The sequence below is a fragment of the Helicobacter vulpis genome (genome assembly GCF_003660395.1).
GTDB classification, from domain to species: domain Bacteria; phylum Campylobacterota; class Campylobacteria; order Campylobacterales; family Helicobacteraceae; genus Helicobacter; species Helicobacter vulpis.
The window spans coordinates 1-15642 of sequence record NZ_QXQT01000016.1; the positions used below are offsets into that span (position 1 = coordinate 1).

Genomic DNA, 15642 nt, shown 5'->3' on the forward strand with positions numbered 1-15642 from the left:
ATGTCAAAGATCGTTGCGCTTGAAGTTTAAGCTTTTTTAAGGGCTTTAACTTTGGCAAAGCTGCATTATAGAGTAAGAAAGCTTAGGAGGGGCTTAAAGGGGGGGTGGGAGAATTATAAAATTTGTGTGGTGAATTTTGCAATGTTGAATCGAAAGAACAATTTATGCGAGAACCCCCAAAAGCAAGGGAGTTAAAAACACTCTCAAACGGAGTGCAACAGGGGATTAGAGTTTGCCTTAGAGTTTGCCTAGGAATGTATTAATTTTTTCTCGAAAAATGCGTGAATTTTCCAAAAAATCCCAAAACACATCCTCTCTTTTGACCTCAATGCCCCTACTCCTGCTGATAAACCGAAGTTCGACATCTAACCTTCTAGCTTCTCTTAAAGCTCTCTTAGAACCTACAAGAGATTCAAGAGCCTCTTTGAAGTACTTGATATACTCCCCATAGCTAAAGCTAGGGGATTCTGGGATCAACAAGGCTTGCTCACTAGGTGGATCTAAAGCACCTCTACTCCAAGAGTGGATGCCCCCACTCTGTGTATATTCATACTTGCGTTCAAATCTCTATCCAAAGAAAAGTCACAAGAGGGGCAATCAAATACCCTATCTTTTAGACTCAAATCCTCTTTAACCGCTCCACAGCTAGAGCAGGTCTTAGAGCTAGGAACAAAAGCATCGCTTTTGATGAGACCTATTTAACCACTTGGGTTTTTCTCTCCAAAATCGCCACAAACTCACCAAAAGCCAAATCGTTGATTTTACGCCCCCAAAGTTTAGCCATACCCTTCAAGCTCAAATCCTCAATGAAAATCGTAGTGTATTGTCTGGCTAGGCTATTAGCGAGTTTGTAGAAAAGTTTTTCAATTTGAGGGTAACGCCATAGGGCAGATTGGGGAGGCGTTTGTTAAAGAAGTTTTTAAAGCCCTTAGTTTGCCTTTAGACTCCAATAAAGAAGTGATTCACGATGAATACGACCTGCTCTCACAAGGCAAAAAGATAGAAATCAAGACGGCTAGAAAAGGTTTAAAAAACGACACCTTTCAATTTGGTGGGATCAACCCTAAATACAATTACGATTATATTATCCTATTAGACATCACAGCCAACGATTTGCTTTACTACATCATTGACAAAAAGCAAGACCACAGCTACAAACACAAAGAACGCAAGGACACCATCCGCATTCATGGCAAAGAAAAGCAATTAGTCGCGATGAATCTGGGCAACCAAGCCAACTACAAACTCACCCTATCTTTAAAAGATTTAAAACCCATTGCAGGGTTTGCCACAGAGTTAAAGGGTTTGTTTGCAGATTAGAGGGCTGTATGCTATAATAATTCTTTATTTCACATAAAGGACAAGCATGCAACAAGCACACAACAACCTAAGCCAAGAGCTCAAAGCCACTAAACGCGCCCGCAGATTGTTTTTATCCGTGCTGGAGGATATGGGGGGGTGATTTAACCCCTTTTAAAGAAGAGTTAGAGGATTTAAGCACAAAGTTTAACCAGCTTTTAGAAACTCTAGGCAGTTTCAGCAAAGCTTTAGAAAACGCCTACCACCAAAGCACAGAGGACGACACAGAGTTAGAAACCACGCTGGCACAATTTAAAAAATGCAAGGTGAAAACAAACTCTGCGTTAAATGCCCTAAACTCTGCCACACAAAACCCCCAAGCTTTAGAACAAGCTAACAACCTCGCTAAATCTCTTGAGGATTTAGAAGTCTTGTTAAGTGCCTTGCAAGAGAGCCACGCTCCCTTATTACAAGGCACTAGCGCAAACACGAGCCAAAACCCCCCACAAGCCACACAAACAACCCAAACCACCCAAAGCACAGCAGCCCCAGAAGTCAAACCCCTATGGAAATATGGGGCTAACACTTTGTAAGCCTTTAAAGACTACATGCAAGCCAAAGATTTGGGGAGTGCCAGCGCGTGGCTAGAGCTAGGCAAAATGGCGGTGGAGGGGATTGTGTTATACCCAGATAACCATGTTGCCATGCGTTGTTTTGAAAAAGCCATAGAGTTAGGCTCAACCCAAGATTTGGTGGAGCTGGGTAAGGTGTATAGGTGGAATAGGGACACCCAAGTGTTAGAGTATGGGAGCGGGGAGGTGATCAGTGGGCAGGAAGTCATTAATGCCTTAAGTCCCTTAAAAGACGATCTAGAGAGCGGGGATTATTTAAAAATTCTAGAACATTGCAGAGATAAAGCGAATTCCAAAAATCACCACCCGCACCTTGCAACGCTGGCGTTATACTAAACTCGAGCTCTTTGCCATCATTGAGGCGGGTTTTAAGATGCTAGAAAAACTCCACAATGAAGGGTTTTATAATCAAGAAATCCAAGAACTGATTCAAGCTGTCGATCAATCCCAAATCGCACCGCAATAATGCTACAATAACCCCAGCGGATTGACCGCGAAAAATCTTTTGGAGGATCTGATGAAAAAACATGTAGTGTTTTTTGAGGCTGTGGGCGGTACAGATAAGGGCAGAGACGGGCACAGACGCGATACCATGCCCATGATGGATTATCTCAAAAAGCTAGGCTGGCAGGCTGAAGTGGTGCAACTCACCGATGAGATTTTAAAAGATGCTGAAAAAACCAAGGGGATTTACGAATATGTGCAAGCGCATACCGATGCCTATGTTTCACGGGTCAATCCGGGCAATTTGAAAGAAGAGAAACTATATTTTGATCTCTTGCGCAAACTCTGCGACCATGGCGTGGTTGGCATGCCCCACCCAGATGCGATGATTGGTTATGGAGCAAAGGACGCGCTCACCAAACTCGCCGATACCGAGCTAGTGCCTGATGACACTTATGCCTATTATGACAAAGAGGAGGCAAAGCGCATCGGGGTAACTTGGGCGGACAAACACGATTTCAAAAAGACTTTCCCTAAAACCCTCGCTAAGGGCGAACGGGTGTTAAAACAAAACCGTGGTTCTACAGGTGAGGGCATTTGGCGCGTGCAATTGGAAGAATCCCTGCCTGCCGGGGTTAGCGAAGTACCCCTAAATGCCAAAATCAAATGCACCGAAGCGGTGGATAACCATGTAGAACACCGCCAATTGGGCGAATTTATGGATTTTTGCGAAAAATACCTAGTTGGGGATAATGGTATGCTGGTGGATATGACCTTTTTACCCCGCATTAAAGAGGGCGAGATTCGCATTCTGATGCTCTACAAACACCCCATTTATGTGGTGCATAAAAAACCCGCTGAAGGGGCGGACGCATTTAGTGCCACTCTCTTTAGTGGGGCAAAGTACCGCTATGACAAGCCAGAGCAATGGGATGAGCTCGTGCATTACTTTTTAAGGCAACTCCCCCATATCCAAACCAAACTGGGCAATTATGACCTGCCCCTGATTTGGACAGCCGATTTCATTTTAGACACGGATGAACATGGCAAGGACAAATACATTCTAGGCGAAATCAATTGTTCTTGCGTGGGCTTTACCACCCCGGTAGAGTTTTTGGACAAAACCGCGCGCAAAGTGGCTAATACGATCATTGACATCCTAGAGGACAAACTAAACTAAAGCGCGCGCTCCAAATACCCTAGCAGAGTTTCTAGCACTTGGGGGTCGTCCTTGCTGGGGGCTTGCAGATACACCGGCTGGGGGAGGTGCAAGGTGATGTGCTGTTGGTGGTGGGTGATTTTAGGGATTTGGAGTTTGTTAGCTAGGATTTTGACGCGCATGATGGCTAAGAATTGCGCGCTCATGCGATCTAGCGCGCCAAAGCGATCTTGAATTTCGCGCTCAATTTCTAGAACCTGTTCTACCTCTTGGCAATGGGAGAGCCGCCGATACAATTCTAAGCGCAGGGCATCGCTGGTAATGAGCTTAGCGTCTAAAAACCCACTCACGGCTAGTTTGAGCTCCACACTGGAGCGTTGCGCTGCAGAGGCGCTTTGTTCTTGCAACGCGTCTTCAAGCATGCGCGCATACAGCGCATAGCCAATGCTTTTAATATGCCCACTCTGATGACTCCCTAGCAAGTTACCCCCACCTCGAATCTCCAAATCGTGCAGGGCAATATGCGCCCCGCTCCCCAAATGGGCGTTCTTCTCTAGGGCGAGCAAGCGCTTTGTCGCACTAGGACTCAAGGCTTGCTTGTCTTCTACTAAAAAGTAGCAAAACCCCTCATGCGCGCCCCGCCCCACGCGCCCCCTGAGTTGGTGCAAATCGGCTAGCCCAAAACTATTGGCGTTGTCTACAATAATTGTGTTGGCATTGGGGAGGTGAATCCCCGATTCGACAATGCTGGTACACAAGAGGAGTTCAAACTCTCCCTTAGCAAATTCTAGGATGAGGGTTTGGGCTTGGGCGGGGGGAGTTTTGGAGTGGAGGGTTTGCACGCTCAAAGCAGGGAGCAGGTCTTGTAGCATTTTTTGGACAATGGGCATGCTTTGGATATGGTTGTAGATGTAAAACACCTGCCCCTTGCGCCGCAATTCTCTTAAAATGATCTCTTTGAGCAATCCGGGGGTTTTTTCTTTCACAAAGGTGCGCACGGGGGGTTTGCTCTCTGGGGGTGTGGCTAAGTAGCTGATGTCTTTAATGCGCGCTAGTGCCATGCTCAAGGTGCGCGGGATGGGGGTGGCTGACATGCTCAAAAGGTGCACATTTTGGCTTAAAGCCTTGATGGCTTCTTTTTGTTTCACTCCAAATTTATGCTCTTCATCTACTACCACCAAACCTAGATTTTTAAAGCTTGCCTCCAAGAGGGCGTGCGTACCCACCACCACATCAATACCCCCCTCTTGCAAACCCTGTAAAACGCGCTTTTTATCCTTGCTAAAGCGATCGAGTTTGGCAATAGTGATGTTAAAGGGGCTCAAGCGGGCTTGCAAGGTGGCAAAATGTTGGGTGGATAAAAGCGTGGTGGGCACAAAGAGTGCGCTTTGGTACTTGGCTAGAGCGAGCGCGTAAATTGCCACAAGAGCGACCTCCGTTTTACCAAAGCCCACATCTCCATTTAAAAGGCGATCCATCACCTGCGCGCTGGCTAGATCGCCTAACACCTCCTCTATGGCGCGCGTTTGATCCTCTGTAAGCTTAAAGGGGCGCGCGTTATGAAAGGCTTTTAATTGGGCAGGATGGGGGGCAATTCTCACCCCCTCAAGCAGCATGCGATTGGCGTGCGCGTGGATAATATCCCCTGCCAAGCTCAAGAGCTCGGCGCGCATTTTGGCTTTGATCTTACTAAAACTCCCCTTGCCTAGCTTATCTAGCGTGGGTGTGTTGGGGGCGATGTAGCGTTCTAATAGGTGCAGATTTTCTACCGGCACAAAAAGGCGGTCTTGGTTTTGGTATTCTAGGGCGATGAAGTCGCGCACACTCCCCAAAACGCTTTGTTGTACCAGCCCCTGAAAAATCCCCACTCCATACTCTTCATGCACCACAAAATCCCCGCTACTAAGCTCACTGAGCGCGAAGTTTAAGGGCTTGGCTTTGGGGGGTTTGGGGTAGGTGTGCAGGGAGATAAAAATGTGTGTGGGGGTGCTAAAATGCAACACGCAATCAGAAATGCAGGATCGGACATGCGACTCTAGGGGGGGCAAGCTGTCATAGGCGCGGTGTAATAGCGTGATTTGATGTTGGGGGTGCAAAGCGCAAAAATCGCCCAAATCTTTTAAAGGCAGGCGCAAATCCTGACAGCCCGGGGGGTGCTTAAGTTGGGGCAGAGCTAGGATTTTTTCTAATTGGGGGATATGCTCCAAATTGGCGTATTCTTGGGCTTCTTGGTACGCCTCAGCGCTCAAGAGGGTAGGGTACTCCTCCCACAAATAACCCCCCCAATCTTGTAACGCCCAAAAGCCCAAAGAGGCTATATCGGGCACTAAACTATCGGTTTTGAGCTGGATTAGGCGTTCTAATAGCATGGCATGTTGCTCAAGGGTGAGGCTAAAGAGAGCGGGGGGGATTTCTAGGCGTTCTAACAGCTCTGAGTCGCTCAATTGTGTGGCTAGCTCAAAGGTCTTAATGTCCTCGCACTCCTCCCCAAAAAAGCTCAGGCGGTGGGGTTTAGAAGACCCGGGGATAAAAATATCCACAATGTCCCCGCGCACGCTCACCTCCCCGGGCAACTCCACCATGTCCACAAATTCATAGCCATAGGCGCGTAAGCGTTCTTGCAAGGCTTCTAAGGGGCAGGCTTCTAGGGCTTGAATTTGGAAATGTTGGCATAAAAAGGGTTTGGGCAAAGGGTATATTAGCGCGCTCAAAGGGGCGATGAGCAAGCACTCTTGGGCGCGCGCTTGGGCTTGGTAAAAGAGGCGCAACTGGCTTAAAAGCGCGCTTAATTCGGCATAGAAGGCGCGCATGTCGTCCAAATAATGGGCGCGCAGTTCCGGGAAAATAAAAAGGGCTTTTTGGGGGGCAAAAAAACGCGCCACTTGCAAGGCTTGGCGCGCCTGTGCCTCATCTTGCACAAGGAGTATTGTACTCTCAAGCCCCTTTAAAAGCGCGCTATAAAGGCTGGCTTGAATCAAGCTTTGTGATCCGCCCTATTTTCTAGCAGAGGGTGGGCGTTGTCCTTAGGGCGACTCTCGCCCACTAAAATCCCCTTGCGCTCAATGATGAGCTCGGAGCTGACAATCTTGCCATCCACAAAACCCAAGGGCATGATCTCAATCACATCGGCTTGGGCGTTGCCATTGAATTTGCCACTCACAATCAAGCGGGGGGCAAAAATATCCCCCACCACAACTCCATTTTTGCCAATCACCACGGTATTGCTAGAATGGATCATCCCCTCTACTTCGCCATCAATGTGTAAATGGCAATCCGTGTTTATTTCGCCTTTGAGTTTAGTACCTTGGGCGATGATGGTGGCAGACCCGTTAGCAGCTTGTTTATGGTCGTTAGTAAAGATGGCCATGCGATATTCCTCTCTTGTGTGAAGATAAAATCGAAGTTTCTCATATTCCATTTAATGAAAAAGATAGGGTTGATGGGCTTATCCATAAAACGCACCTCGTAGTGCAGATGCGGCCCCGTGCTCATCCCAGAGCTCCCGCTATAGGCGATGAGTTGCCCTTTTTTGACAAATTCCCCATCCTTGACGACAATTTTATGCAAATGCGCATAATAGGTCTTAAACCCAAAGGGGTGGTAAAGCTTGATGAGTCGCCCATAACCCCCATTCCACCCATTGCCCGCAAAGCCGACCACCCCATTAGCACTTGCATATACGGGCGTATCAATGGGGGTACTCAAGTCCACGCCAGTGTGGTTTTGCATGCGGTGCAAAATGGGGTGGAAACGCCTAGAAAACTCTGCAGAAATGCGCTTATAAGATTCTAAAGGGTTGTCATTGGGGATAAAGCGCATAATGAAACTTTTCTGTGCCCCCGTGATGCTAGCCACATCCAAGCGCGCGCTCAAGGGAGTTTTGTCTTCTTGATTGTCATTTTCTACCCCCACGATATTTTCTAAGTCATTGACGCGTTCCCCAGCCAATAACAAGTCTTCTACATAACCCTGCACTTCTTTACTGAGGCGCGTGTGGGTCTTTGAGCTCTTGAGAAATTCAGCGCGCAAGATTTTAATCTGGGTTTTATTGCGCGTGATTTGGGTTTCAAAGATGTACAGCACCGTGCTCAAAAACAAGACCACACTCAAGACAAAGAGCAAGACATAGTAGGCGATCTGCTTGTAAATGGCTAAGACATTGAGAGACTTGCTCCCATCTTGGTAGGTGAAGACCAAAATCAAACGTCTATTTAGCCACATTCAGCACGCTCTTAGAGGGGTTGTGGGGAGTGTAATTTTGGGTTTGGGCAATGTCTTCAATGCTGTAAAAAAGATTCTTCCAATTGATGGGGGAGTTGGTTTTAAAAACACTTTCAAAATTGGCCAAACTCCATTCTAGATAAGCGGGCATGTCCACCACCTGTCCTAAAAAGCGCACTTCATAGTGTAAGCCCGCGCTATAGCCCACCAAATCCCCCTTGTGTACAAAACTATTAGGTTTTAGCTCAATTTGACTCAAATGCGCGTAAATGGAGCTAAAGCCAAAGGCATGCTCTAAACGTACCAAATTTCCATAGCCCTGTTTGCTCAACAACACCACATCGACAATGCCACTCGCACTGGCATAAACAGGGGTGTTGGGGGGGGTGGTGAAATCATAGCCGGCATGTGTGTGGAGTTTATTGGGCACGGGGGGGGTGAAGACCTTGTGTGTGTAGGTCATCACAGGTACGCCATTAGGGATTAAAGCTAGGGCTAAGTCCTTACTGGCTAAGGGCAGGGATTTTAAATTAATGCGGCTATAAGCTTGTGGGTCGAGTGTATCGCCCTTGTTGATCTTCAAGATATTCTCTAAGTTTTTAATCTGGTGACTCACCAAGGCGATCTCTTGAGTCTTTTGTTGGATGTCTTTTTTGAGCGCGTCATTTCTGCGGTAGAGTTCTTGGTATTTAGCTTCACTGATGCGCTTTTCTAAATTGATTTTGCCTAGCCTTTTGACCAAAAAGCCTAACCCCACCCCCCCCACCACAAGACACACGCACAGAATTAACAGCGCGATTAGCAAGTATTGCTTAAGATTTCTAGAAAGTTTGAGCTGTTTAGAACCGCCTTCATCGATAATGGTGAGTACAAGTTTATCTTGCATGATAACCTTTCAAAAAGGCGCGCACCACGCTAAAAGACCCCCCCACCACCCAAAGCGCGCGCACCGCCTTAAAAGCTTCCCAATTAAAACGTGCCCACGCCACACCCACACCCTCTAAAACTAGCGCGAGTTCTTGCATGTCTATTAACTGGGGATCTTCAAATTCCAACACCCACACACATGCGATAATGGGTTTTAAACACGCCAAGACACCCCGTACGTCTTTTCTAGAGTAGCTGTGGTACACCAAGTGGATTTTTTGATCGCCAAAGTTTTCTTGCAAGGCTTTTTTTAACGCCTGCGCTCCCCCCACATTGTGCACCACATCTAAGATCAAATTGTCTTCTAATCTTTCAAACCGTCCGCGCAAGTCCAAAGGGGGGGTGGTAGTGGGGTCATGGGGGATTTGGAGCACTTCTAGGGTGTCTAGCGCGGTTTGGAAATTTTGGGCTAAAAAAAGAGGGTAATGGTGTTGGTAGGCATAGGCATGCGCCACAAAGGAAGGGGAGCTAACCTGAAATAGGGGCAGGGCGTGGCTTTGTGCCATTTCTTGGGCCTGAAACGCCACGCTAGGGTCTTGAGGGGCTAGAATCACGGGCGTGTTGGGGGCGAGTGTGCCCATTGCCGCTAATTTGGTATGGGCGATCTGGGCGAGCGTGTTGCCCAAGCGATCGGTGTGATCTAAACTAATGGGAGTGATTATCAGTGCCGCACGCGCGCGCAAATGTGTCGTGCTATCCCATTCCCCCCCAAGCCCGGCTTCTGTAATCATGTAGTCGCAACCCTGCGCGAGGATCACAGCCAGGAGGGTCATATATTCAAAAAAGCTAATCTTGGGGTCTAGGTGGAGCTCTTGTAGGCGCGCATGGGCATGTTCTAATTTCGCATCGTTCACTAGAGCGCGATCTCTATAAAAGCGTTCGTTGAGGGTTAAAAGATGAGGGGAAGTGAAATGCAGGACTCTAAACCCGGCCTGCTCTAAAAGCAAAGTGAGAAAACGCCCCGTGCTCCCCTTGCCATTGGTGCCAATGATTTGGATTTTAGGAATCTTGTCATGGAAGCGTTCTAAAAAGTGCGCATAAATTCTAGGAAAACGAGCGGGGTCAAAGGGGGCGTATTCTTGCGCGCGTGTGGCTAAAAATTCGCTCAAGCTCATTTGTTCAACTTGCCCTCATAGGCGATTTGGGAGACAAATTGGGTTAGGGTTTGGATGAGCGCTTGGGAGATCGCATAGAGGCGGTTATTATAGGTGGTCAAGGGGTTTTGTAAGGACACTGCGTAATTGTAATACCCGCTATCGCTAAACTTTTTTACCACCCCTTTTTTGTTGTCATAGGTGTAATCCACATACACCGTAGCCCGGTAAAAGGTGGTGAAACCCTCTTGATTTTGGCTAATGGAGGTGTCTATCACTCTGGTGATCTCTATGGTGATGATGGAGTCTGCTTGTTGCTCGCTAGTTAGGGTGTTTTGGAAGCGTTGCACAATCACGCGGTTGAGCATGTCCTTAAACTGCACGGAGTTGCGCGGATTGGGCAAATTCACTATCAGGCGTACAAAAATCCCCTGCCCTAGCACATTTTGCGCCAGATTGGCGATGGGCTGGTAACCACAGCCCCCAAGCATCAATGCCAACGCCATGATCCATCCTTTCATCAAATCACAAAATTGACCAATTTAGCAGGCACAACCACTTCTTTGCGAATCTCTTGATTCTCTAGCCATTTATGTGCCTGTACTTTGGCTTGGGCTAGCAGCCCATCGCGATCCAAATCCTTAGGCACGACCATGCTCGCGCGCTTTTTGCCATTGATGGTGATGGCGATCTCGATGCTCTCTTGCTCTAGGGCTGTTTTGTCCACCTCTTGAGGTTTGAAATTTTGGCATTTAAAGAGACGATTGGCGATTTCAGAGCACACATGGGGGATGATGGGCTCTAGGATATGGGTTAAAATGTAATAGGCTTCGCTCCACAGGGCGGGATTAGAAGTTTTTTCTAACGCATTGAGCGCCTCCATGCTTGCGGCAATGAGGGTGTTAAAGGGGTAACCGGGTTGTTTTTTCTCAAAGATGGCATGGCATTTTTGCAAGGCGGTATGCACCTTGGCGCGCGCCTGTTTTTCTTGGGCGTTGAGATTTTCTAGCTTGGGGGGGTGATCGCAGGGGAGGGCTAGAAAAGACTTCTCATAAAAGCGTTTGATAAAGCGCGCCCCCCCCTCTAGGGCTTTATCATTCCAATCTAGTTCTTTACTAGGGGGGGCGACAAAGTGGATATAGAGCCGTGCGATGTCTGCACCATATTTGCTTAAAATCTCTTGGGGGCTGACCACATTCCCCTTAGACTTGCTCATCTTTGCCCCCTCTTTAAGCACCATCCCCTGCGTGGTCAAGCAGGTAAAGGGCTCATCAAGGCGCACATAGCCTAAATCGCGCAACACTCTAGTAAAAAAACGCGCATAGAGCAGGTGCAAGATCGCATGTTCCACCCCGCCGATGTATTCGTCCACACCCAACCAATAGTCCAAAGCTTGGGGATCAAAAGCTTCTTTTTCCCAGAGTTCTTTGGGCGTGGCATAGCGCAAAAAATACCAACTGGATTGAAAAAAGGTGTCCATGGTGTCGCACTCTCTGAGTGCGGGGCGATTGCATGTCGGGCAGGTGCAGGCTCTAAACTTAGGATGCTTCTCTAAAGGGTTGCCCTCCCCATCAATATTGACATCTTCGGGCAATAAGATGGGCAAGTTTTCGTGTTTTTCAGGCACGAGTCCGCAGTGATCGCAGCGCACCATAGGGATGAGCGCGCCCCAGTAGCGTTGGCGGCTAATCCCCCAATCTTGGAGACGATAATGGGTGATGCGTTGCCCTAAACCATGTGCCTCAAACCAATCGCTCAATTTTTCGCGCGCTTGGGCAGGGGTTAAGCCGTCATAGTCATGGCTGTGTTCTAAAAGCCCCTCTTGGCTGATCACGGATTTAATGGGGATATTTAAAAGCGTGGCAAATTCGTGATCGCGTGTGTCGTGAGCGGGCACGCCCATGAGCGCGCCACTCCCATAGCTCTCTAGAACGAAATTAGCCACATAGATAGGGATGCGCTCACAACTTAGGGGGTGCAAAGCATATAGGGGCAATAACACCCCCTTTTTCTCCATAGATCGCGCGCGCGCGCTGGTGTTTTGCATTTCTATAATGGCTTGTTTGATGCTAGGCTCTAGCAGATCGCGCTCTAAAAGCGCGCCCACACTTGGATGCCCGGGGGCTAGGGCGATGAAGGTTACCCCGTAAATGGTGTCTATACGGGTGGTGAAGACTTCAATTTGGGCATGCGAATCTAAAAGAGCAGCGCTTTCAGGGGCTAGGGCAAAGGCAAAAGCCAAGCCCTGCGATTTGCCAATCCAATTTTCTTGCATGCGCAGTACTTGGGCTGGCCAATGCCCTTCTAGGGTTTTTAAACCCTCTAAGAGTTCTTCGGCGTATTGGGTGATCTTGAGGTAGTATTGGGGCATCTGTTTTTGTACCACAGGGGTATCACAGCGCCAACATTTTCCATCAACGACCTGTTCATTGGCTAGAACGGTTTTATCCTTAGGACACCAATTCAGCCATGCCTCTTTTTGATAAACCAAACCTTGTTTGTACATTTCAATAAAAAAGCCCTGTTCGATCTTGGTGTAGTGAGGATCGCAAGTGGCAAACTCCCTCTCTTGAGAAAAAGAAAAGCCCAACGCCTGAAATTCTGTGCGCATTTTGGACATGTTTTCATAAGTCCATTGTTTAGGGTGGACGCCATACTGAATGGCCGCATTTTCTGCAGGCATGCCAAAAGCGTCAAAGCCCATCGGGTGCAAGACATTGTAGCCCATTTGGCGGTAATAGCGCGCTAGAGCGTCCCCGATGGCGTAATTGCGCACATGCCCCATGTGGATTGCCCCGCTAGGGTAGGGGAACATGCTTAAGATATATTTCTTGGGTTTACTAAAATCCTTAAGGGGTTCAAAAACCCCGCTTTGTGCCCAAATATTCTGCCATTTTGCTTCTATGCTGTGTGGATTGTAGTGTTTCATCAGTACTCCGTATCGGTATTTTTCGTGCCATCAATGATGATCACCACCAAGCAAAAAACATTGCTCACCAACGCGCCCAGCATTAGCATGGAGGCGTAGATATTGTCATTGAGAATTTGGAAGAAAATAAAGGCAGGGATGAGGTGCAAAAGCGCAGCCAGCGAACCCCCCAAGAGTTCAGAAGCAAATTGTTTTTGCACCCCGATTTTGAGCGTGGTGGTGATGAGATTGAGCGCGAGCGCGATGAAAAGCACGACCACATTAGGATCGTAAAAAAACCCTGCTATAGAAGTGGTGCTCCCTAAGCTAAAGATCACAAAGGCGACACGACCCCAATCCATGCGACTCCTTACCTAGACACGCCCGTGCTCATAGAGCTGTCTTAGGCGTTCTTTCTCTTGTTTGCGCTTGAGTTTTTTGAGCTCATTGTCATGGTAACGCCCCAAGTCAAAACCCAAGAGTACGGCTAATCTTGGAGCAATGAAGATTGAGCTGTAAGTCCCTACGACTGTACCCACCAACATGGGCAAAGAAAAGCCTATGAGAATTTTAGAGCCAAAGAGATAGAGCACTACTAAGACAAAGAACACCGTAAGAGAGGTTAGCAGGGTGCGCGTGAGTGTGCTAGAAATGGCCTCATTGATCAGGGCGTAGAGGTCTTGCTGTTTGCGTGTGAGCATGCCCTCTCTGATGCGATCAAAAATAATGATCGTGTCGTTGATAGAATAGCCCAGTAAGGTCAAAAGCGCGGCGATCACCTCTAAATTGAGATCAATGTTGAAAACGATTACACTCACCGCTGTAACCAAAGTATCATGGGCTAGAGCCAACACCCCAGCTAAGGCAAAACGCCACTCATAGCGAAAACTCACATAAATCATCATCGCGACAATGGCCAATACCAGCGACAACACCCCCTTTTCTTTGAGTTCGCTCCCCACTCTAGGCCCCACACTGTCCAATTTACGGATTTCAAACTTGCCCAAGGGGCTGAGCAAGCGGCTAATTTGCACGCCTAGATCCTGTTTAGCCCCATTTTGCCTAGCCAGCAAGGGGATTTTAATCACCATTTCTTCAGGCGCGCCAAACTCGCTCACCTGTACCCCTTTAAAGGCGTGTGCCACAGCTTCACGCACTTTAGCCACCCCCACCGCCTTTTCAAAGCGCACTTGCACCACACTCCCCCCGGCAAAATCCACCCCCAAATTAAAGCCCTTAAAAAATATCAAGCCTAAACACAGCAACACCAACGCGCCTGAGATGGGCAGGGTGAAACGAGCATAGTGCATGAAATTCAAAATGCGCACGCGTTTAAAGAGTTCCATGCTTACTCCTTTTAGAGGTTTTAGGCGACGCGCTCAAGCGAATCCCAAACCAAAAGTAAAGCCCTTTCTTTTTGGAGAGTTTAGAGGCAATGGCTTGGTAAAAGCCCTGCGTGCCAATGATGGCGGTTAAAATGGAGGCTAAAATCCCAATGCCGGTGGTGAGCGCAAAGCCCTTGATCGAGCCCGTACCATAGGCATAGAGCAAGAGCGAGGCAATTAAAGAGGTGAGATTGGAGTCAAAGATCGCGCGCGAGGCGTTGGCATAGCCGGAGTGCAGGGCTTGTGCCACGCTTTCATTGGCCTTTAAGCCTTCGCGTACCCGCTCATTGATGATGATATTAGCGTCCACTGCCATCCCCACAGTGAGCACAATCCCGGCCATGCCCGGCAAAGTCAAGGTCGCCCCAAAGAGCGCCATCACCGCGATGATCAAAAAGAGATTGACCACCAACGCCACGCTGGCAATCACCCCAGCCATCGCGTAATAAAAGATCATAAAGGCGATGACCAAGACAAACGCTCCGGCTAGGGCAATCAAAGAGGTGCGGATGCTATCTGCCCCTAGACTAGGTCCAATAATGCGCTTTTCTAACACGCTAATGGGCGCGCTCAAAACCCCACTTCTAAGCGCAATGGCCAAATCGCTCGCCTGCTCCACGCTAAAGCTCCCGCTAATTTGCCCGCTCCCCCCCCCAATGCGCTCGCGAATATAGGGCGCAGAGTAAACCTTATTGTCTAAGACAACCGCCATGCGCTTGCCCACATTAGAGCCTGAAAAATCCCCAAAAATCTTTGCCCCTCTAGAATCCAAACTAAAGCTCACCACCGGTTGGTTATTTTTATCATAAGCCACTTGCGCGTCTGTGAGCATTTCCCCATCTAAAATAGGGATCGCCTTTAACAATAATTTACCCGCCCCCCCACTTTGGGGCGCATAGGGCAAGACCACATCGCCTAGCTTGTGAATCTCCTCTGGGCTCAATTCTGCTAGATAGGGGTTTTTCTCCTCATCTACGGCCATCATCTGCAAATGGGCAGATTTAGTGATCAAATCCTTAGCCCGCTGCTCTTCAGCTAGGGTCTTAATCCCGGGTAATTGCACTAAAATTGCGTCCCTGCCCTGTTGGAGCACTGTGGGTTCGGCTAGCCCGAATTGATCGAGGCGATTTCTAATGGTGTTAATGACTTGCAGGAGGGTTTGCTGTTGGAAGGTCTGTATCTTTTCAAAGCCTAGAGAAAGGGTATAATGCTCTTGGGCTACACTCACCTGCACCCCATCCTTGCTAAAATCCTCTAAAATCTTGTTGAGGGCTTTGGCTTCATCGGGGTCTAAGAGATCAAACTCCACTCCCTGCAGAGAAGATTGCAAGTCCTTGACTAAAATATTTTGCTCTTTAAAAGCGTAATCTAGGGAGGTGGCTATAGAAGTGTATTTGTTCTTGAGCGCTGCTTGGGTTTGCACCCCTAGCAATAGACTCAAGCCCCCCCTTAAATCTAACCCCAAGGTGATCTTGGGTCCCTTAGTCTGTAACAAGCTAGGCAGAGAAAGTCCCACCCCAAAAATCAGCGCGATCACAAAGACGAGTAAGCGCGCGTTAAATACCCGCCCCAA

The 15642-nt window shown here is 48.2% G+C and carries 15 protein-coding genes and 1 pseudogene; 5 read left to right on the forward strand and 11 right to left on the reverse strand.

The features are described 5' to 3' along the window. Positions 1-500 precede the first annotated feature (500 nt). Positions 501-856: pseudogene (locus EAO38_RS06200) on the reverse strand (RNA-guided endonuclease InsQ/TnpB family protein); the annotation flags it as partial. A 77-nt stretch (positions 857-933) separates the two neighbouring features. On the opposite strand from EAO38_RS06200, the gene EAO38_RS06205 reads away from it, so the two are divergent. The 5 genes from EAO38_RS06205 to EAO38_RS06225 all read left to right on the forward strand — a co-directional run bounded on the left by EAO38_RS06205 (position 934) and on the right by EAO38_RS06225 (position 3555). Continuing rightward, on the forward strand, positions 934-1320 hold the full coding sequence (locus EAO38_RS06205) for a restriction endonuclease (RefSeq protein WP_235852543.1): 387 nt from the start codon (positions 934-936) through the stop codon (positions 1318-1320). 305 nt (positions 1321-1625) lie between these two features. Continuing rightward, entirely contained in the window at positions 1626-1892 is a 267-nt protein-coding gene (locus tag EAO38_RS06210; protein ID WP_121022141.1) for a hypothetical protein, read from the forward strand. Positions 1893-1907: 15 nt separating this feature from the next. Next, a complete protein-coding gene (locus EAO38_RS06215; RefSeq protein WP_121022143.1) occupies positions 1908-2267 on the forward strand; it encodes an SEL1-like repeat protein in 360 nt (119 codons plus the stop codon). Continuing rightward, a complete protein-coding gene (locus EAO38_RS06220) occupies positions 2245-2397 on the forward strand; it encodes a hypothetical protein (protein ID WP_235852544.1) in 153 nt (50 codons plus the stop codon). The genes EAO38_RS06215 and EAO38_RS06220 overlap by 23 nt, the downstream gene beginning before the upstream one ends. A 51-nt stretch (positions 2398-2448) precedes the next feature. After that, positions 2449-3555 carry a Cj0069 family protein gene (locus EAO38_RS06225; RefSeq protein ID WP_121022147.1) on the forward strand — a complete coding sequence of 369 codons (1107 nt, stop codon included), beginning with the start codon at positions 2449-2451 and terminating at the stop codon, positions 3553-3555. Here the strand turns inward: EAO38_RS06225 and EAO38_RS06230 are convergent. Genes EAO38_RS06230 through secD form a run of 10 tightly spaced genes read right to left on the reverse strand, consistent with a single transcriptional unit; the run spans position 3552 to position 15642 of the window. After that, complete coding sequence (locus EAO38_RS06230; RefSeq protein WP_205588361.1) at positions 3552-6512, reverse strand: DEAD/DEAH box helicase; 2961 nt, start codon at positions 6510-6512, stop codon at positions 3552-3554. The two genes, EAO38_RS06225 and EAO38_RS06230, sit on opposite strands and share 4 nt — an antisense overlap. Continuing rightward, complete coding sequence (locus tag EAO38_RS06235) at positions 6509-6901, reverse strand: bactofilin family protein (RefSeq protein ID WP_121022149.1); 393 nt, start codon at positions 6899-6901, stop codon at positions 6509-6511. Before EAO38_RS06235 ends, EAO38_RS06230 begins: the two co-directional genes overlap by 4 nt. After that, complete coding sequence (locus tag EAO38_RS06240) at positions 6814-7755, reverse strand: M23 family metallopeptidase (protein WP_121022151.1); 942 nt, start codon at positions 7753-7755, stop codon at positions 6814-6816. The genes EAO38_RS06235 and EAO38_RS06240 overlap by 88 nt, the downstream gene beginning before the upstream one ends. After that, a complete protein-coding gene (locus tag EAO38_RS06245) occupies positions 7742-8641 on the reverse strand; it encodes a M23 family metallopeptidase (RefSeq protein WP_121022153.1) in 900 nt (299 codons plus the stop codon). The genes EAO38_RS06240 and EAO38_RS06245 overlap by 14 nt, the downstream gene beginning before the upstream one ends. Continuing rightward, a complete protein-coding gene (locus tag EAO38_RS06250; RefSeq protein WP_121022155.1) occupies positions 8631-9797 on the reverse strand; it encodes a glutamate ligase domain-containing protein in 1167 nt (388 codons plus the stop codon). The genes EAO38_RS06245 and EAO38_RS06250 overlap by 11 nt, the downstream gene beginning before the upstream one ends. Then, the gene (gene lptE, locus EAO38_RS06255) at positions 9794-10297 is read right to left on the reverse strand and encodes an LPS assembly lipoprotein LptE (protein WP_121022157.1); all 504 of its coding nucleotides are present in this window, start codon (positions 10295-10297) and stop codon (positions 9794-9796) included. The genes EAO38_RS06250 and lptE overlap by 4 nt, the downstream gene beginning before the upstream one ends. Continuing rightward, a complete protein-coding gene (gene leuS, locus EAO38_RS06260; protein WP_121022159.1) occupies positions 10297-12705 on the reverse strand; it encodes a leucine--tRNA ligase in 2409 nt (802 codons plus the stop codon). The genes lptE and leuS overlap by 1 nt, the downstream gene beginning before the upstream one ends. Then, positions 12705-13046, reverse strand: a complete 342-nt coding sequence (locus EAO38_RS06265) for a DUF6394 family protein (RefSeq protein ID WP_121022161.1) — start codon at positions 13044-13046, stop codon at positions 12705-12707. The genes leuS and EAO38_RS06265 overlap by 1 nt, the downstream gene beginning before the upstream one ends. A gap of 12 nt (positions 13047-13058) precedes the next feature. After that, on the reverse strand, positions 13059-14030 hold the full coding sequence (gene secF, locus EAO38_RS06270; protein WP_121022163.1) for a protein translocase subunit SecF: 972 nt from the start codon (positions 14028-14030) through the stop codon (positions 13059-13061). After that, on the reverse strand, positions 14017-15642 hold the full coding sequence (secD, locus tag EAO38_RS06275) for a protein translocase subunit SecD (protein ID WP_121022165.1): 1626 nt from the start codon (positions 15640-15642) through the stop codon (positions 14017-14019). Before secD ends, secF begins: the two co-directional genes overlap by 14 nt.